Annotated in this window: 20 protein-coding genes; all 20 read left to right on the top strand. The window is 45.2% G+C overall.

Annotated features, from left to right (window positions below; genetic code table 11):
* The first annotated feature begins 23 nt into the window (after nucleotides 1-23).
* Nucleotides 24-962, top strand: coding sequence for a MotE family protein (locus JNUCC31_RS27115; RefSeq protein ID WP_192266288.1), 939 nt, complete (start codon nucleotides 24-26; stop codon nucleotides 960-962).
* Between the two features lie 41 nt (nucleotides 963-1,003).
* Nucleotides 1,004-2,386, top strand: a complete 1,383-nt coding sequence (locus tag JNUCC31_RS27120) for a flagellar hook-length control protein FliK (RefSeq protein ID WP_192266289.1) — start codon at nucleotides 1,004-1,006, stop codon at nucleotides 2,384-2,386.
* 20 nt (nucleotides 2,387-2,406) lie between these two features.
* Nucleotides 2,407-2,964, top strand: coding sequence for a flagellar hook capping FlgD N-terminal domain-containing protein (locus JNUCC31_RS27125; protein WP_192266291.1), 558 nt, complete (start codon nucleotides 2,407-2,409; stop codon nucleotides 2,962-2,964).
* Nucleotides 2,961-3,344 carry a TIGR02530 family flagellar biosynthesis protein gene (locus JNUCC31_RS27130; protein ID WP_192266293.1) on the top strand — a complete coding sequence of 128 codons (384 nt, stop codon included), beginning with the start codon at nucleotides 2,961-2,963 and terminating at the stop codon, nucleotides 3,342-3,344. The genes JNUCC31_RS27125 and JNUCC31_RS27130 overlap by 4 nt, the downstream gene beginning before the upstream one ends.
* Nucleotides 3,345-3,425: 81 nt before the next feature.
* A complete protein-coding gene (gene flgG, locus JNUCC31_RS27135) occupies nucleotides 3,426-4,244 on the top strand; it encodes a flagellar basal body rod protein FlgG (RefSeq protein WP_192266295.1) in 819 nt (272 codons plus the stop codon).
* Between the two features lie 66 nt (nucleotides 4,245-4,310).
* Nucleotides 4,311-4,532, top strand: coding sequence for a flagellar FlbD family protein (locus JNUCC31_RS27140; protein WP_056700597.1), 222 nt, complete (start codon nucleotides 4,311-4,313; stop codon nucleotides 4,530-4,532).
* A complete protein-coding gene (locus JNUCC31_RS27145; protein ID WP_192266297.1) occupies nucleotides 4,532-4,993 on the top strand; it encodes a flagellar basal body-associated FliL family protein in 462 nt (153 codons plus the stop codon). The genes JNUCC31_RS27140 and JNUCC31_RS27145 overlap by 1 nt, the downstream gene beginning before the upstream one ends.
* Before the next feature lie 39 nt (nucleotides 4,994-5,032).
* Nucleotides 5,033-6,031 (top strand): flagellar motor switch protein FliM, encoded by a 999-nt coding sequence (fliM, locus tag JNUCC31_RS27150; protein ID WP_192266299.1) that lies wholly within the window; start codon nucleotides 5,033-5,035, stop codon nucleotides 6,029-6,031.
* Entirely contained in the window at nucleotides 6,021-7,307 is a 1,287-nt protein-coding gene (fliY, locus tag JNUCC31_RS27155) for a flagellar motor switch phosphatase FliY (protein WP_192266301.1), read from the top strand. Before fliM ends, fliY begins: the two co-directional genes overlap by 11 nt.
* Nucleotides 7,308-7,335: 28 nt before the next feature.
* Nucleotides 7,336-7,701, top strand: a complete 366-nt coding sequence (locus JNUCC31_RS27160) for a response regulator (RefSeq protein WP_017689175.1) — start codon at nucleotides 7,336-7,338, stop codon at nucleotides 7,699-7,701.
* 11 nt (nucleotides 7,702-7,712) lie between these two features.
* Nucleotides 7,713-8,249, top strand: coding sequence for a flagellar biosynthetic protein FliO (locus tag JNUCC31_RS27165; protein WP_192273372.1), 537 nt, complete (start codon nucleotides 7,713-7,715; stop codon nucleotides 8,247-8,249).
* Nucleotides 8,246-9,001 (top strand): flagellar type III secretion system pore protein FliP, encoded by a 756-nt coding sequence (gene fliP / locus JNUCC31_RS27170; protein WP_192266304.1) that lies wholly within the window; start codon nucleotides 8,246-8,248, stop codon nucleotides 8,999-9,001. The genes JNUCC31_RS27165 and fliP overlap by 4 nt, the downstream gene beginning before the upstream one ends.
* Nucleotides 9,002-9,026: 25 nt before the next feature.
* On the top strand, nucleotides 9,027-9,296 hold the full coding sequence (fliQ, locus tag JNUCC31_RS27175) for a flagellar biosynthesis protein FliQ (protein WP_024630226.1): 270 nt from the start codon (nucleotides 9,027-9,029) through the stop codon (nucleotides 9,294-9,296).
* Nucleotides 9,297-9,306: 10 nt separating this feature from the next.
* The gene (fliR, locus tag JNUCC31_RS27180) at nucleotides 9,307-10,095 is read left to right on the top strand and encodes a flagellar biosynthetic protein FliR (RefSeq protein WP_192266306.1); all 789 of its coding nucleotides are present in this window, start codon (nucleotides 9,307-9,309) and stop codon (nucleotides 10,093-10,095) included.
* Nucleotides 10,096-10,118: 23 nt separating this feature from the next.
* Entirely contained in the window at nucleotides 10,119-11,201 is a 1,083-nt protein-coding gene (gene flhB / locus JNUCC31_RS27185) for a flagellar biosynthesis protein FlhB (RefSeq protein WP_192266308.1), read from the top strand.
* Nucleotides 11,202-11,226: 25 nt separating this feature from the next.
* On the top strand, nucleotides 11,227-13,260 hold the full coding sequence (gene flhA, locus JNUCC31_RS27190; protein WP_192266310.1) for a flagellar biosynthesis protein FlhA: 2,034 nt from the start codon (nucleotides 11,227-11,229) through the stop codon (nucleotides 13,258-13,260).
* The gene (flhF, locus tag JNUCC31_RS27195; protein ID WP_192266312.1) at nucleotides 13,257-14,603 is read left to right on the top strand and encodes a flagellar biosynthesis GTPase FlhF; all 1,347 of its coding nucleotides are present in this window, start codon (nucleotides 13,257-13,259) and stop codon (nucleotides 14,601-14,603) included. The genes flhA and flhF overlap by 4 nt, the downstream gene beginning before the upstream one ends.
* Nucleotides 14,600-15,487: a MinD/ParA family protein gene (locus JNUCC31_RS27200; RefSeq protein WP_192266314.1), complete on the top strand. Its 888-nt coding sequence runs from the start codon at nucleotides 14,600-14,602 to the stop codon at nucleotides 15,485-15,487. The genes flhF and JNUCC31_RS27200 overlap by 4 nt, the downstream gene beginning before the upstream one ends.
* Nucleotides 15,488-15,520: 33 nt before the next feature.
* Entirely contained in the window at nucleotides 15,521-16,960 is a 1,440-nt protein-coding gene (locus JNUCC31_RS27205; RefSeq protein WP_192266316.1) for a chemotaxis protein CheB, read from the top strand.
* Between the two features lie 33 nt (nucleotides 16,961-16,993).
* On the top strand, nucleotides 16,994-19,066 hold the full coding sequence (locus JNUCC31_RS27210; RefSeq protein ID WP_192266318.1) for a chemotaxis protein CheA: 2,073 nt from the start codon (nucleotides 16,994-16,996) through the stop codon (nucleotides 19,064-19,066).
* The last annotated feature ends 15 nt before the right edge of the window (nucleotides 19,067-19,081 follow it).

Consider the following 19,081-nt stretch of genomic DNA (forward strand, 5'->3'; position numbering starts at 1 on the left):
GTCTCGTGAAGGAGGAAAGAACCATGGCTGTTAAAGACACGGATTTGGAAAAAGAGTCGAGCGGCGGTTGGGAAAAGTTTTTGATGATTTCAATCCCCATTGTATTTACTGTGGTACTGCTGGGTGTACTGCTCACTCTATTTAATGTAGATATTCGCAATAATTTGCTTGAAGTGGCTAACAAAGTTCCTGTCGTGAAGAACTGGTTACCTGATCCTGTTTTAGACCCAGAGAAAGAGAAACTGGAGAAAAGTGAGCAGCAGGTCGAAAGTGCAGAAGCAACAATAGAAAAGCTGAAAGCACAAGTAAGTGCCAAGGAAACAGAGCTAAAAGAAGCGAAAAATGCCACGACGACTGAGGCAAAAAAAGCAACCGATCTGCAAAAAAAATTGGATGATGCCGAAAAAGTGGCTGAAACCGCTGCGTCGGCAACACCGGAGACTGAATCCGATTATCAGAAACAAATCAAAGATTTGGCTAAGATGTATGCGGACATGAGTCCCAGCAAGGCTGCACCGATTTTGCAAAATATGACGAATGAAGAGATGGTACTGCTCTTGAGTGCGATGCAATCCGCAGCGCGGACCAAGGTGCTGGAGAAAATGGATCCGAAAACAGCGGCTGATGTCACGATGATGATGAAGGATGCAAAACCATCCGGTGATCTGGCTTTGGATGCCATACAATCTCGATTAAAGAAAGAGACTGCAACAACATCAACGGCGTCTACGACCAACTCCAAAAATTTGGATAAAAATCAGCTTAGTCAAACGTTTGCTTCTATGTCGGCCTCGAGTGGCGCCAAGCTTCTGTTAGAGACTTATAAATTAAGTCCTGACAAAACCTTGACCATCCTGAATTCTGTGGACGATGCGACACGTTCTCAATTGCTTGAAAACATGTCGACAGAAAATTCGGTCGAAACTGCGAAAATTTTAAACAAATTAATGGGTAACAAGTAAGATTTGTGCTTCTGTTCACTATGGAGAGGAGGTGAAAACAAATGTCGATTGTATATCAAATGACATCTACGTCATCTGCCAAGACAACAGGTGCAGCTCAGACAGCAGGAACGGGGTCCAAAGGTGCAGTTGCTGGGACGAGTGGTGATTTTCTACAAACTCTGGCACAGTCTTTGAGTGGTGGTACAACAGAGGATAACAGCTCGGCTGCTTCAGGGAGTTTAACAGCGAATCCACTTATGTTTACATTTGCAACGAGTGATGATGGCGAACAAACGTCGATCACCGAAATCCTGAGTTCGCTATTCGCAGATTTGGATTCGCTTGACAAAGCTTTGGAGAATGATCCGTCACTACTAGAGGATTTACAAAGTCTGATTCAGCAGATGTACGCTCAATTAAATGCTAATTCAGGCTCTCAAGCAGAAGGTTCAGATGAGCCCACAACTGAAACGGGAAGTGCGGCATCTGCAATTGATCTAGCGGAGCATCCCGCAGCAGTGCGTTTTGTATTACAGGACGTGCTTACACAGTTGATTGCTGGAATGAATGAGCCGAATAGTGCAGTTGTCAAAAATGCGCCTGAATTCAAGCACCTGCTTCAATCTCTTCAAAGTCAGCTGCAAGATGCTGGTATTGACACCAGTATTACTAAAGGTTGGACAGAGCTCAAATCTATTCTGGACACCTTAGGGGCAGCTAAGGATCAGGCTGTTCAAGTCGCTCAAACAAATTCCGTTCAATCGTCCAAGCAAGACTCGGTGGTACCGCAAGTTCTTGTTGCGACGGCTTCAAATGCTGGGACTAAAGGTACTGTTGAATCGGACGTAACAGCTTCTTCAAAGGAAGTTGGGGAAATGGACCATTCAAGCATCATCACAGCAGGCGAGTTGTCCTTGCGTTCATCAGGTACAGCAGCAGGTAAACCGGCTGAACCTGTAATGCAAACATCTCAATTTGCAAAAGAGATGACACAGTTTGTCGTGAACAAATTGGACATCGTGCAGCAAAAAGGATTTTCGGAGGCGACCATCTCACTTCGTCCGGAACATCTGGGTAAGCTGGATGTGCAGATTACTTTGCAAAATGGACAATTGGTTGCACGTTTTATGACAGAACATTCGATGGCGAAAGACATGCTGGAACAGCAGATGATGCAGCTGCGTAGCTCGCTTCAGGCTCAGGGCATTCAAGTGGAACGGCTTGAGGTTACTCAAAACAGTTCATTAGGTTCACAGATGTATCAAGATGGCGGACGCCAGCCAGGAAGTAACTCACAGCAGCAACGTCGTTCACGTGAACGTGAAGAACAATCGGATGACGCTGTAAGTACAGCAAGCCTTCAGGAAGAATTACGCAACTGGCGCAGCGAGCATGAAGACGGAACTGACCTTCAAAGAGACACGTTTACCGCAGAAGCTTAAATCAGAAATGAGGTGAAAATATGGCTAATGAAGCTATTTCAACGAATAATACCTGGCCCAACTATTCGGCTGCGAATAAAGCTACAACAAGTGCTGCAACAAAGGAGCTGGGCAAGGATCAGTTTCTGAAAATATTGATTACTCAGCTCCAGAATCAGGACCCTATGCAACCAATGGAAGATAAGGAATTTATCGCTCAGATGGCCCAGTTCAGTTCGGTAGAACAACTGGTGAATATCTCGACTCAGCTTAAGACCTTGAATCAGTCTCTTGGAGCAGTATCTGGCATGATTGGCCGAGAGATCAGTTGGCTTTCTTCTAATAAAGAGGATAACGGAACCCTCCGTCAGGGTATTGTGGATTCCATCGTTGTAAGAGACGGTGTACAGTACGCGAAAGTTGGCAAGGACGAAATCAAGTTGGATGAAATTATTCAGGTAACCAATCCAGCACAGGCTGAAGGAAATGAACCGCCTGTTCAGAACGTCGCAGATGGAACTGAAGCTGAAGCGAACCAGGGCCAGAACAATCAACCGGAATCCTCAGCACAGCCTGAAGACAATGGAAACATATTATGAGTGATCGGATAACCGTAGGCCAGCTGTATACAGGTCCGATTACGCCCAATTTGCTTAATCGCTCCAAAACGGGAGACACATCCAATGGTCCTGAACGACCTTTTGCCCAGGTACTGGAAGACAATCTTCTGAAATTGAGTAATCATGCTGCCAAAAGATTGGAACAGCGTGGTATTGAACTCAAGACTGAGCAGATGCAGCAAATCGGAACTGCCTTGGATAAGGCCGCTGCCAAAGGAGCCAAGGAATCCTTGATTCTGATGCAGGATATGGCCTTTATCGTGAATGTCAAAAATCGCACTGTCGTCACAGCCATGGATAGTGAGAGCATGAAGAACAATGTATTCACTCAGATTGATAGTGCTGTAATCATTTCTTGACCGGCTGGCCCTTCTCGGGAGCCGGAATGCCGCTGACCGACTGATGCGGTAACCAAATTAAGGCTGGGAGGCTTTTTATAAATGTTGAAATCAATGTACTCAGGCGTTTCCGGGATGCGGGGTTTTCAAACAAAACTCGATGTAATCGGTAATAATATTGCGAACGTAAATACGGTTGGATTCAAGGGAAGTCGTGTTATGTTCAAAGATATTATGAGCCAAACGACAGCAGGGGTAACTGCTCCGACGGATACTCCAACCGGTGGTGTGAACGCAAAGCAAATCGGTTTGGGTGTATCTGTAGGTTCTATTGACACATTGCATCTTGCGGGAAGTCCTATGACAACAAACAATCCAACAGATTTGCGTATTAATGGAGATGGTTTTTTCCTGGTACGATTGAGCGAAGATCAGGAAGTTCCCTACCTTACTCGCGCCGGTGATTTCCACGTTGATGCGGCACGCAACCTTCTGACTTCAGACGGTCTGTTTGTAATGGACAGCGGTGGTGGCAACATTACCATTCCTGATGATGTTGTTTCATTCACGATTGGTCAGGACGGAACAATCAACCAGACTATGGCTGACGGAACGATCGAGCCAGGTCCACAGATTGGAATCGGTAAAGTAGTCAATCCGGAAGGACTTGAAAAAATCGGGGGCAACCTGTATCGCATGACTGCAAATGCCAATCCGGATGGTGCACTTGAACCTTTGACAGCCAATAGTGCAGAAGATGGAACAGGTTCAATTATTGCAGGACAACTTGAAATGTCCAATGTGGATCTGACTGGTGAATTTACAGAAATGATCGTAGCTCAGCGTGGATTCCAGGCGAACTCGCGGATCATTACAACATCCGATGAAGTGCTTCAGGAAGTAGTTAACCTGAAACGTTAATAACTGATTTGTAATATTGAATGCGTGGGGGAGCCTGCTCCTCCACTCTGATCGAGGGGGCTTAGCATGATTTCGGTTACGCGGTTAAATGGTTCTCCCATGTGGTTAAATGCGCTGATGGTTGAGATTGTAGAAGAAACACCGGACACGTATATTACTCTGGTAACCGGAAAGAGACTCATTGTGCTTGAAAAAGCGGATGAAGTCATTTCCAAAATTAAAGAATACAACCGTGAAATCGGGGTTCAGGCAGCCACTATCAAAGTGCAGCAAACGGAGGAGTCCTGATGAAAAAGATGTTGCCATGGCTTGCAACTAGCTTGTTAGCTATAACACTCATTGTGGTGGTTGTGTTTGTATTTATGCAAGGACAGAATGGGAATAAGGTTGATACACATACGGCAGCCGCTGCTGAAGAGAAGAAAATGACTGCAGATGAGATTGTTGAAGTTTCCTCAGAGCTTGGTGAAATCAAAACCAACTTGGCTGATATAGACCATGTTGTCGTTGTAAGTTTTTCTTTCAAATTGTCTGACAAAAAGGCTAAAGAAGATTTTGAGAAAATTAAGGAAATTACGGTGAAACCTATTATCATTCAGACTTTTGCGGATACCAAAACTGATGAGCTCGCTACAGCGAAAGGTCGCATTCAATTTAATAAAAATTTGACCGAGCTTATTAATGAAGCATTGCCAGAAGGTAAGCTTGTTAGCACTAGTTTTTCTGCTTTTGTGATGGCGCCGATGTAATGAACAGGACACGCTGTAAATCTGTAAGGGGGTGAGAACATGGTGGATGTATTATCACAAAATGAGATTGACGCCCTATTAGCAGCCCTATCCTCTGGTGAGATGGATGCTGAGGAATTGAAGAAGGAAGAAACTCAGAAGAAAATTAGATCGTACGATTTTAAGCGGGCAGTTCGATTTTCCAAAGATCATATTCGTAGCTTGACCCGTATTCACGAAAACTTTGCACGCTTTCTCACCACTTATTTTTCAGCCCAACTGCGGACGTTCGTTCAGATCAATGTCGTTCAGGTTGAACAGTTGCCTTATGACGAGTTTATCCGCTCTATTCCGAAGATGACGATATTGAACATATTTGAGGCGGAGCCATTACAGGGACGGATGGTGATGGAGGTTCATCCCAACGTGGGGTACGCAATGCTGGACCGCCTGTTGGGCGGAACGGGGAATGCACCAACAAAGATCGCATCGATGACGGAAATAGAGACGACGATTATGGAGCGGATTTTCAGCCGAGCGTTTGAGAGTTTGCAGGAAGCATGGAAGACAGTGTTGGATATTTCTCCAAGGATGGAAGCGCTGGAGACCAATCCGCAATTTATGCAGATTGTATCACCCAATGAGACCATTGCTCTGATCTCGCTGAGTACCAAAATCGGTGACACCACAGGCATGATCAATTTGTGTATCCCGCATGTCGTTCTTGAACCTATTATGTCCCGCTTGTCGACTCATCAGTGGTTTGTTTCGGAGAAAAAGACAAGAGCTCCAGAAGAGTACGATGCTCTCAGAGAACGAGTGAACAAAGCCAAACTGCCTGTCGTTGCGGAATTGGGAGAATCCAGGATATCGATTGCTGAATTTCTGGGTCTGTCTATTGGCGATGTTATCACGTTGAACAAACCGGTTGATGAGGGGTTGTCCATTAAAGTGGGCGATAGGCTGAAGTATATGGGGAGCCCGGGAACGATTAAAGATCGTGTGGCTGTGCAAATAGACGAGATTGTCACCGAAGGAGTTGAAGAATTTGACGAGTAAGGATTATTTATCCCAGGAAGAAATCGATGCTTTGCTCCGGCAATCGGAATCGATGAATAGTACAGAACCAGCAGAGAAAACGGTTGATGATTTTTTGACTGAGCTGGAACAGGATGCTTTGGGTGAGATTGGTAACATTACATTTGGTAGCGCAGCGACAGCTTTGTCCACGCTATTGGGCCTAAAAGTAGATATTACAACCCCTAAGGTTTCCATCATCAGCCGGACACAGTTTGAAGAAGCGTTTCCCAAGCCCCATGTTGCAGTTCATGTGAATTATGTGGATGGATTTGAAGGGATTAACTCGCTAGTAATCAAGAAGCGCGATGCTCAAGTCATAGCCGATCTAATGCTTGGTGGAGAAGGAAACCCAGTCGATGAAGAACTGAACGAAATCCATATTAGTGCAGTGCAGGAAGCAATGAACCAGATGATGGGTTCTTCTGCTACATCCATGTCCACGATCTTTAACCGTTTTGTGAATATTTCTCCTCCGGGAATTGATATTCTCAACATGGAAAGTGGTGAGGGGGTCAGTAACCTTCCAGATGATGAGACGCTGATCCAAGTATCATTCCGTCTATTGATTGGTGATCTGATAGATTCCAATCTGATGCAGCTCCTACCAGTGCATTTTGCCAAAGAGATGGTAGAGATGTTGATCGGGGGCGCCCAGGAGTCTACAGCGAATGCACCAGTTGTGTCAACACCTGAGCCAGCACCTGTAGCACCGCCAGCAGCAGCAACACCACAACCACCGGTTGCACATGAGCAACCTCCGGTTCAGCAGCAGATGCCGCCACAACCTTCACAGCCGCCTGCTCAGGACTATAACGGATATGGCCAGGCTCCGATGGGAATGCCTCAAGGGATGCCGCCACAACAGCCTTATGGCATGCCTCCGCAGCAACCTTATGGTGTACCACAGCATTACGGCGGTGTACCGAATAGGAATGTAAACGTACAACCGGTTCAGTTCGCCAATTTACAAAATGGGGCGTTCGGTCAGGTGGACGAAAACAATTTGAATTTATTGATGGACATTCCCCTTAAAGTCACCGTAGAATTAGGGAGGACCCAGAAGCAAATTAAGGATATTTTAGAACTGTCACAAGGTTCAATTGTCGAACTGGACAAACTGGCTGGTGAACCTGTCGATATTTTGGTAAATAACAAGTTGATTGCCAAAGGTGAGGTTGTCGTAATCGACGAAAACTTTGGTGTTAGAGTTATAGATATCGTAAGCCAATGGGACCGAATTCAGAAATTACAATAAGCACAATTTAGGGAGGACTTGAATCAAGATGGCAAACCGAATTTTAGTCGTGGACGACGCTGCATTTATGAGAATGATGATCCGGGACATTTTGTCCAAAAACGGATACGAGGTCGTTGGCGAAGCACAGGATGGATCACAAGCAATTGAGAAGTTTAAGGAGCTTCGTCCTGATCTGATTACAATGGATATTACCATGCCTGAGATGGATGGTATTGCAGCATTGAAAGAAATTAAAAAAATTGATGCTAACGCTAAAGTGATTATGTGCTCTGCAATGGGCCAACAAGCGATGGTTATTGATGCAATCCAGGCCGGAGCTAAAGATTTCATCGTGAAGCCGTTCCAATCTGACCGGGTTATCGAAGCAATCAGCAAAACGCTGGGCGTTTAAGAGACATGATGATGGCTCAGGATAAGATTCCAGAAGGTGTGGACACGGGAGTCAATTATTATTTTCAGCTTGTATGGGTGATTGTTGTCCTGGCCGTCATACTGGTTCTTATAGTCTATCTGATTCGTTTTCTAAACAAACGGAATCAGCGATGGTTCCGGAACGGCACAATTCGCATTCTGGGTGGGGTCGGACTGGGACCAAACAAGTCGCTGCAAATTATAGAAATTGGCGGTAGCGTTTATCTACTCGGTGTGGGCGATGACATACAGCTGGTGGATAAGGTTTCGGATCTTGAAGAGGCACAGCGAATCATTGATTCATTTGAACGGGATGCGTCAGCACAACAGGGGAGTCTTTCGCCTCTCATTGCAAAGTTGGCAGCTCGCTTGCGCAAAGATGAACCGCCCCGGGAAATGGAACTTGAGGATACAACCTCTTTTCACGAACTGTTTGAATCCAAGCTTCGGCAGATGCCTAACCGTAAAGAGAAGATGGAGAAGGTCCTGGAAGAAGACAATACTACAGATCGGTCGAGGGATTCATGAAGAAAAAGATTTGGTTAGCGTGTTTTTTCATAGGACTCATCAGTCTGGCATCCGTTACTGGTGCCTTTGCCGAACCGATTCCGAATATTGATATTCAAATTGGAAACGGGGATGGGGGCACACCAAGTACGAGCTCACTATCCATTATCCTATTGATCACGGTACTTAGTATAGCGCCAGCTTTGCTGGTACTGATGACCAGTTTTACCCGGATTGTTATCGTTCTCGGTTTTGTGCGGACATCCTTGGGTACGCAGCAAATGCCACCCAATCAGGTCCTGGTCGGATTGGCACTTTTTCTAACACTTTTTATCATGTCGCCAACATTGTCCTCCATTAATCAAGTAGCGCTTCAGCCCTACCTTAAAGGAGACATCACACAAACCGAAGCGTTGGAAAAAGCAGCAGATCCCATGAAGAAGTTTATGTTCTCTCATACTAGGGAGAAAGACCTACTTCTTTTTATGAAGTACAATCAAACCGAAAAGCCTAGCACATACCAGGATATTCCTATCACTGTGATGGTACCGGCATATGCAATCAGTGAGTTGAAGACAGCATTTCAGATGGGCTTTATGATTTTTATTCCATTTCTGGTTATAGACATTGTGGTCGCGAGTACACTCATGGCTATGGGGATGATGATGCTTCCGCCAGTCATGATCTCATTACCTTTCAAAATACTACTATTTGTACTTGTCGATGGCTGGTATCTGGTCGTGAAGTCACTGTTGCTGAGTTTTAACACTTGAGCCGGAATATTAAAGGAGGACGGTCATGACTTCGGAGTTTATTATCGGTCTGGCCGGGAAAGCAGTGTATACTTCACTGTTGGCCAGCGCACCCATGCTTATTCTAGCTCTGGTTGTAGGACTCATAATCAGTGTGTTTCAGGCAACAACTCAAATTCAGGAGCAAACACTGGCCTTTGTACCTAAAATCATTGCCGTTCTTCTGGCAGTACTGTTGTTTGGGCCCTGGATATTGAATATACTGGTCGATTTCACGTATAACATTCTCGATAATTTATACAGATACATAGGGTAGGCTTTTGCAGATGGAGACATTATTGCAAAGTTTTCCTGTCGCTCTGCTTATGTTTTGTCGAATAGCATCATTTTTTGTAACTGCGCCTATCTTCTCGGCTCGGAATGTGCCGAATTCTCTTAAAGTCGGTTTATCGGCATTTGTAACATTGACTGTATATATGGTATATGGCATAAACCAGGTCGTTCCTACAGATCTGAGCTATATCCTGCTGATCATCCGGGAAATATTAATCGGTTTGCTGCTCGGCTTTGTAGCCTATCTGATAATGACCGCAGTTCAGACAGCCGGAACATTTATTGATCTTCAGATTGGTTTTGGTATGGCCAATGTATATGATCCGATGACTGGTGCCTCTGCACCGCTTACAGGTAACTTCAAATATGCTTTTGCTGTGCTGCTCTTTCTGACAATGAACGGACATCATTATCTGCTTGATGCCATTGTATACAGTTATCGCTGGATTCCGTTGTCGAATGCATTTTTTCTGCGATTGGCGGATGGGAGTATTGCTGAATTTTTGGTGCGTACATTGGGTGAATCTTTTATGTTGGCTTTTCAGATGTCTGCACCGATTGTAGTTGCCTTATTTTTGACGGATGTTGGATTGGGATTCTTGGCGAAGACAGCTCCACAATTCAATGTCTTTGCCGTCGGAATGCCGCTTAAGGTACTTGTTGGGCTTGCTATTTTGCTTTTGCTGGTTCCCAGTTTCGCCTTTGTGTTTAGTCAATTGTTCGAAGTGATGTTCAGATCCATGGAAAAATTGCTTGGGACCATTGGACAAAGGCCGGGCTGAGTGAAACGGAGGACAAGATTCAAATGAAATATCAACTCGACCTCCAGATGTTCGCAGGGGAAAAGACAGAGAAGGCTACACCGAAAAAGAGACAGGATACGCGAAAAAAAGGACAGGTTGTCAAAAGTATGGAGCTGTCCGGTGCATCCATTCTGCTATTCACATTTTTGATTATGATGATGTTCAGTGACTTTTATAAAGAACGAATGGTTCGACTGTTTACAGATATCTTCATTAATCGGCTGAGTATGGAGGTCACCGGGGAGAACGTTGTGGCATTAATGATGCGTTATGGCATCGAAGTGATGCTGTTGTTAGCTCCTGTTTTGCTCGGTGCGGCACTTGTTGCATTAATCGTCAATTACATGCAGGTTGGCTTTCTGCTTGTGGGAGAGGGTTTGAAGCCGAAACTGGAAAAGTTGGATCCGATCAAAGGGTTTAAAAACATTTTTTCACTTCGCTCGTTGGTGGAGTTTGCTAAATCCATTATGAAAATGTCGATTATTGGATACCTCGTTTATAGCACAATTCGAGGAGCACAGTCTGATATAGCAGCTCTGTCTCATTTTTCACTGGATGCCATATTGCACTTTGCAGCTTCGCTGACATTGAATTTGGGCATCAAGATCGCGGTAGCTCTGTTGGTGCTTGCTGTACTTGATTATATGTATCAGAAGTACGATTACGAGAAAAACATCCGTATGTCCAAGCAAGACATCAAGGACGAATACAAAAAAATGGAAGGTGACCCGCTGATTAAAGGCAAGATCAGGGAGCGTCAGCGTCGTATGGCTGTTCAGCGGATGATGCAGGAAGTTCCCAAAGCGGATGTAATCATTACGAACCCGACACACTTTGCCGTTGCGCTTAAGTATGAAGGGTCCGAGATGGAAGCACCGCAGATTATAGCCAAAGGTCAGGATTATGTTGCCTTGCGTATTAAGGAAATTGCCAAAGAGCACGGTGTCATTACGATGGAAAACAAGCCGCTGGCACGGGCATTGTTCCAGAGAGCCGAGATTGGCGACGCCATACCGGCTGATTTGTTTCAAGCGGTAGCTGAAGTGCTGGCTTATGTATATAAATTAAAGGGCAGAACGAAATAACAAGGGATCGGAGGCCGTACATTCATTGAAAACAAAAGATATTGCTGTCCTTGCGGGTATCATCGGCATCGTGTTGATGATGATTCTCCCGATCCCAACCTGGTTGTTGGACATGCTGCTCGTCATCAATATTTCACTTGCACTGATGATACTGCTTGTTGCAATGAACAGCAAAGAAGCATTGCAATTTTCCATCTTTCCTGCATTATTGCTGATCACGACGTTGTTTCGATTAGCACTAAACATATCGACAACGAAACTGATTCTGGGACAAGGAAATGCAGGATCTGTTGTGGCCACCTTTGGTAGCTGGATTGCCGGTGGGCAGATTGCAATCGGATTTATTGTGTTCCTGATTCTCGTCGTTGTTCAATTTATCGTTATAACAAAGGGTTCTGAGCGTGTAGCTGAAGTAGCCGCACGATTCACCCTTGATGCGATGCCTGGTAAACAGATGAGTATCGACGCCGATTTGAATGCTGGTCTGATTAATGAGCAGCAGGCGCGTGAACGTCGTTCCAAAATTGAACGTGAAGCAGATTTTTACGGAGCCATGGACGGTGCGAGTAAGTTTGTAAAAGGAGACGCTATAGCGAGTATCATTATTCTCCTAATCAATCTGGTTGGCGGCTTTATTATCGGAATGACAGTTCATGGTCTTGCTTTTGCCGATGCGCTGTCCACCTATTCCGTGTTAACCATCGGGGATGGATTAGTAAGCCAGATTCCTGCACTCCTCATATCTACAGCAGCAGGTCTTATTGTAACAAGAGCATCATCGGAAGGGAATTTGGCCGATGACATTACGGGGCAATTGTTTACATACCCGATGCTCCTTTATATTGTAGCTTTTGTAATAGCAATGCTTGGATTTTTCACACCGATCCATGTCATTACAACGTTGCCCCTTGCAGGTGTGCTGGCCTTTTCTGGGTGGAGGATGCAGAACAACCTGAATCAGAAGCAAGTGGCAGAGGAACAGATGGAAGAGGAGCAGCAGATTGAAGAAGTGAGAAGTCCAGAGAGTGTAATTAATCTGTTACAAGTTGACCCTATTGAGTTTGAATTTGGTTATGGTTTAATTCCTCTGGCTGACAATCAGCAGGGCGGAGACTTATTGGATCGGATCATTATGATCCGCAGACAGTGCGCTCTTGAACTGGGGTTAGTTGTCCCAGTTATCCGAATTCGGGATAACATCCAATTAAGACCGAATGAATATGTCATCAAAATCAAGGGTAATGTTGTTGGTGGCGGGGAACTGTTGTTAAATCATTATCTGGCCATGAGCCCAGGATATGAAGAAGAATCAGTTACAGGGATCGAAACGACAGAGCCAGCTTTTGGACTTCCTGCCTTATGGATTGACGAGGTAACCAAAGATAGAGCTGAACTTGCAGGATATACGGTCGTCGATCCGCCTTCCGTTGTAGCAACGCATCTGACTGAATTGATTAAGAAGCATGCCCATGAGTTACTTGGCAGACAAGAAACCAAAGCACTTGTGGATAATCTCAGAGAGAACTATGCGGCGCTTGTGGATGAACTGATCCCTTCTGTTCTGTCCATCGGTGATATACAGAAAGTGTTGGCCAAGCTGTTGCGTGAGAAAGTTTCCATTCGTGATATGGTTACTATCTTTGAGACATTGGCTGACTACGGAACGTATACCAAGGACCCCGATGTACTGACGGAATACGTGAGACAATCCCTGTCTCGTCAGATTACCCAGCAGTTCTCCCAAAAAGGTGAGACACTTAGAGTGATTACTGTTGGACCAGGGCTGGAGAAGAAGATCGCTGAGAGTGTGCAGCAATCTGATCAAGGAAGTTATCTTGCACTGGACCCAGCTTCAACACAAAGTGTATATCAAAAATTGACTGAACAGGTCAACCGACTGATTCAGTCGGGCCAACAGCCTGTTGTATTAACTTCTCCAACCATTCGTATGTATCTGCGTCAGGTGATTGAACGTACCATGCAGGATATACCAGTGCTTTCCTATAGTGAGTTGGAACCGAATGTTGAAATCCAAAGTGTCGGGGTGGTGAACTTATGAGAGTAAAACAATACGTTGTTGAGACCATGCCCGAAGCTATGCTTCAAATTCGCAAAGACCTGGGAAGTGATGCCGTCATTCTGTCCACCAAGGAAATTAAGGTGGGCGGTATGTTGGGAATGTTCCGCAAAAAAAGGATTGAAGTTGTCGCAGCAGTGGACAAGGAAGAAAAGAAACAACCAACGAAGCAAGTGCAAAACCAATTTACTCCGGTCCCTCGCGCTTTTGTTCCTGAAGCCTATCGACAAACGGCTCGTTCGTTTGTCGCTGCTTCTGACGATTCGGTTGAGAATATCGCTGATAAAAAAGTGCAAGAGGAACCTAAGGATGCCTCAGCCGTGTCTGAATTAAGTAAAATCAGTTCAGACACGAGCAACGGCATGTCTTCTTCGAGCTTCGAGCATAAACCGCGACCGCAAGGGGCGGATTTTTCGGGTTCATCTGCCGCGGGGCAGCAAGGGGCCAATTCGCAACAAGAGCAGCTGATGTCTGAACTTCAGGACCTCAAATTGATGATGACCAAGCTATCCAGACAAGGCGCTTCCACTGACCCATTACCCGAAGAGTTTCATGTGCTGAGACAACGGTTGACAGAACAGGACGTATGGACAGAAGTGTGGGAATCCTGGTTTGATGCTGTCCAGATGCAATTCTCTGAACAAGGGTTAAACGAAGTAGAAGCATATCAAGCAATTCAGCGCGAAATATCACATTTTTTGGAACAACGGATTGAGGCAGGCATTATGCCGACCACACGTATTGTGTATGTTGCAGGTCCTACCGGGGTGGGTAAAACAACAACCATTGCCAAGCTGGCTGCTGAACAGATGTTCAACAAGCAGCGCAAGGTAGGGTTTATAACCTCAGATACGTATCGTATATCTGCGGTAGAACAACTTAGAACCTACGCATCCATCTTAAATGTACCGCTTGAGGTCGTACAATCCCCTGGGGACACACAACGTGCAATTTCCCGGCTTCAGGAATGTGATCTGATCTTCATGGATACCGCCGGAAGAAACTACAGGAACGAATTACTTGTTTCAGAATTGCAAAGCCTGCTTGCTCCTGTTGAAAATAGTGAAACCTTTTTGGTCTTGAGCATGACCTCCAAAAGTGCCGATATGATTCAAATTACCGAACATTTCAGCAAGTATGGACTGGACAAGGTGATTTTCACGAAGATGGATGAGACAGGAAGTTGTGGTCCGATGTTTAACTTATTACATCGTTTTCCACTCAAGCTTGCTTATGTGGCTAATGGACAAAATGTGCCGGATGATCTTCTTAAGCCTGATGCAGAATCATTGACCAGACAGTTACTGGGAGAATATGCACAATGAAGGACCAGGCAGCCTCACTCAGAAATATGGTCTCTATGCCTAACGCAGCGAATGAGATGCAACGTGATCAACGCTCTTCCAAAATCATAACCGTTGCCAGTGGAAAGGGCGGGGTTGGTAAATCCAATTTCACACTGAATTTTGCACTGACTTTGCAGGCGCTGGGGCAAAAGGTACTCGTATTTGATGCGGATATAGGGATGGCTAATATCGATGTTCTTATGGGAACTTCTTCTTCCTATAATCTGTACCATTTGTTATACCGACAGAAATCCATACAGGAAATCATACAACTTGGTGCAAGTGGGTTGCCCTATATCGCCGGAGGTTCGGGGATGAAAGAATTGTTCTCATTATCAGATCGTGATCTGGAATTCTTCGCGGAACAAGTAGAAGAGATTGCTCAGGAGATGGATTATGTCATTTTTGACACGGGAGCCGGACTTTCCAGAGAAAACATGAAATTTATCGGTGCAGCCGATGAGTGCCTAATCATAACCACACCTGAACCGACTTCAATAACCGATGCTTATGCTTTAGTCAAAGTTATGCATGGCCAGGAGAATGCTACACCCTTTCGGATGATCGTTAACCGGGTTGAAGACCAGCAGGAGGCGGAACGGGTTGCGGATAAAATAGCTGGAGTGGCAAAAAGGTTCTTGCAGACCGATATCCCGCTACTTGGATATATTTCTGAAGATGCTCAGGTTGTAAAGGCAGTCAAAAGGCAAGTGCCATATAGTCTGGCCTATCCGAATGCCAAAGCGTCCAAGGATATAGAGAAACTCGCACTTCGCTATTTGGCTGCACCTTCTACTACGGGATCCGGAACCTTAACAGGAATCAGAGGGTTTATGAAAAAATGGCTAAAACGAACAACATGATTTCTGAATAAAGGAAGCAGGGGTGGAAACAACATGGCGGTGTATCAAGTATTGGTTGTCGATGATTCCGCTTTTATGCGTAAAATCGTTTCAGATTTAATTGAAGCGGATTCGGAGTTTAAAGTTACGGCAACAGCATCAAACGGCAGGGAAGCGATTCAAAAAGTCATAGATTTGAAGCCTGATATCATCACAATGGACGTAGAAATGCCAGAAATGAACGGGTTGGACGCCTTAAAATCGATCATGAAACAGTCTTTCGTTCCGGTAATTATGCTTTCGGGTATCAATGAACAGGGCATGAAAGAGACGATCATGGCACTTGAGGCTGGTGCATTTGACTTCATTCGTAAGCCATCGATTGTGCATGATCAGGATATTGCACAAGTAGGTAAAGCTCTGGTGGAACGGATGCGGGCGGCTATGGATGAAATCAAGCGAAAAGCTGAGCGTGAAGCATCCCTGAAGAAGCGGGATGAATCGCAAAGTAACTTGATGCATCCGTCTAAAGGAATACAGGCAGAGATACCAGCATCAGACCGACAAATGAATAGGAAAAAAACGATAGAACCGGGTCTGCCGAGCACACGACTTGGGAATGGCAAAACAGAACCTTTGCCAGCTAGAACGAAGCAGATGAGTCCACCTCCGACGAACCAAAGTGCGGGCCGTCCGGATAAGAAGCTGGAACCCTTGCGCAATGCAAAACGAGCAGCGGATACTAACGCAGAGAAACTAGAAAAGCCAAGCAAGCCTGTGCAACTTCCCAAAGAAAAAAGTTTTCCCAATATATCAAGATTGGCAGAACATGAGACAGCCGCAACTTCTTCGTTACCATCCAAAGAGATTGCCAAAGCAAGTCCGTCTCATAAGGGAGCAGGAGGAACGGATGGATCATTTAACAAACTTGTGGCCATTGGTTGTTCAACTGGGGGGCCAAGAGCGCTCAAGACTTTGCTGGAGCAACTACCAGGTGATTTACCGGCGCCGGTCATTATTGTTCAGCATATGCCGCCCAATTTTACCCGATCGCTTGCGCAACGACTGAATACGTTCAGTGAATTGCACGTCGTAGAGGCAGAGGAAGGCATGGTTCTCCGAAAAGGAACGGCCTACATTGCCCCTGGTGGTTTTCATATCAAAGTCAGTAAAACAGCAGATGGTAGGTTTACCGTAAAGCTGACGGAAGAAGAACCGGTAAATGGACACAGGCCTTCGGTGGATACAATGTTTGAGTCACTGTTGCCATATACATCATTGCAGAGACATCTGGTTTTACTGACAGGTATGGGCAGTGATGGTGCTCGTATGATGAAAAAATTGTATGAAGCAGGTGTCACATCTACCTTTGCCGAGAATGAAGAAACTTGTGTCGTGTATGGTATGCCGCGCTCTGCTGTGGAATTGCAATGCGTGCGCCATCTTCTGCCACTGCAGGAGATTGCGCCTAAACTTGTTCAAGCTGTCAAATAAACGGAGTGTAACTTATGGAGGAGGTGCCTCACAATGGACATGAATCAGTATTTATCTATGTTTATTGATGAGTCTAATGATCATCTGCAGTCCCTTAACGAAAATATGCTTCAACTCGAAGGCAATCCGGAGGATCTGGGAATTGTTCAGGTCATTTTCCGTTCAGCTCATACGTTGAAAGGTATGGCTGCTACAATGGGCTTTGAGGATCTGGCATCACTGACACACAAAATGGAAAATGTACTGGATTTAGTACGTAACGAAAAGTTGAAAATGCAGGATTTCATATTTGATACTCTGTTCAAGAGTTTGGATGCTTTGGAAACAATGGTTCAGGATATTACTGGAGGTGGAGAGGGTAAAGCGGATGTCTCCTCCATTGTTGCTTCGCTCCAAGCCATTGAGAATGGTGAATGGACGGGGGGGAACGCTCCAGCAGCAGATGCAAACCAATCACCAAACACATCAACCCCAAGCGCGGTTGAATTGGACGAGTTCCAGTACTCCGTATTGGATCAATCCATAGCTGAAGGCCACCGTGTGCTCTATATTGAGGTTCTTGTCAGCGAGCAGAGCCAATTAAAGGGTGTACGTGCATATATGGTCTTTGATCTGTTAGAACGATCAGGAGAAGTGGTCAAATCGTTCCCAACAGTTCAGGATATTGAGCAAGAGAAGTTCGAGCGCAGTTTTTCGTTGTATTACATAACGACCAAAGAGGCGCAGGAACTTGAAAAAGGTATTATGAGCATCTCTGAAATTGAAAGTGCCAAAGTCATTCAACTGGATCAAGAAACTCTACAGCAGATGACTAATCAGGCCGCTGCAGCAGTTGAAGTAGCAGATGCACCTGTTCCTGCACCAGAAGCTGTATCACTGAATACGAAAGATTCATCAAAAGATGAAGCAAAGCCGGTAGCTTCCAAACCAGCGCCACCTAAACAAGCAGCGGCACCTTCACGCACCATTCGCGTGGATATTGAACGTCTGGATGTACTGATGAACTTGTTCAGCGAACTACTAATCGATCGTTCCCGTCTGGAGCAATTGGCCAGTGAGACAGGCAACAATGATTTATCGGATACGGTAGCTCATCTGAGCAGAGTCAGTACGGATTTGCAAAATATTGTACTGAAATTGCGGATGGTTCCCGTGGATACCGTATTCAACCGTTTCCCGCGCATGATTCGTGATCTGGCCAAAACACTCGATAAAAAGATTGATCTGGTAATTACAGGTGCCGAAACGGAACTTGATCGCACCGTTATTGATGAGATTGGTGATCCACTGGTTCATTTACTTCGTAACGCCGTTGACCATGGTGTGGAATCGATCGCTGAGCGCGTAGCAGCAGGCAAACCAGAGATGGGAACAGTTAACCTTCGTGCCTTCCATAGCGGAAACCATGTATTTATTGAGATTGAAGATGACGGTAAAGGAATTTATCGGGACAATCTTTTGAAAACAGCCGTCAAGCGTGGAGTCGTAACTGAAGAACAAGGTGCCAAGATGAGCGACGATGAAGTAAACCAGTTGTTGTTCGCACCAGGATTCAGTACTGCAGACAAAATCTCGGATATCTCTGGCCGTGGAGTAGGCTTGGATGTTGTAAAATCCAAAATTACATCCCTTGGTGGTAATGTAACCATTCATTCGACACCAGGTAAGGGTACCAACTTCTCGGTTCAGCTTCCATTGACGCTGTCCATTATTGCTGCGATGCTTGTTCGTCTTGGATCTGAAAAATACGCTGTTCCGTTGTCCTCCATTGTGGAGACAGCTATTGTTCAGCGACAACAAGTGCGCAACATTCATGGAAACAAAATGATCACATTCCGTGAATCATTAATTCCATACTTGTCCTTGAGTGAAGTTTTCGGAGTGCCTGATTTCAATGATGCAGATGAGCAAGAAACCGAAATTGTCGTGATTCGCAAAGGTGAACGTCTTGCAGCTGTTGCAGTTGAAGAATTTATCGGGCAAAGTGAGATCGTGCTTAAATCAATGGGTACTTATCTTCCTTCCATTGAGGGGATTTCTGGAGCAACCATTCTAGGAGATGGACAAGTCGCTCTGATTCTTGATCCTAATGCATTTATTAAATAAGCATGCAAGCTAAGA

The organism is Paenibacillus sp. JNUCC-31, assembly GCF_014844075.1.
GTDB lineage: Bacteria > Bacillota > Bacilli > Paenibacillales > Paenibacillaceae > Paenibacillus.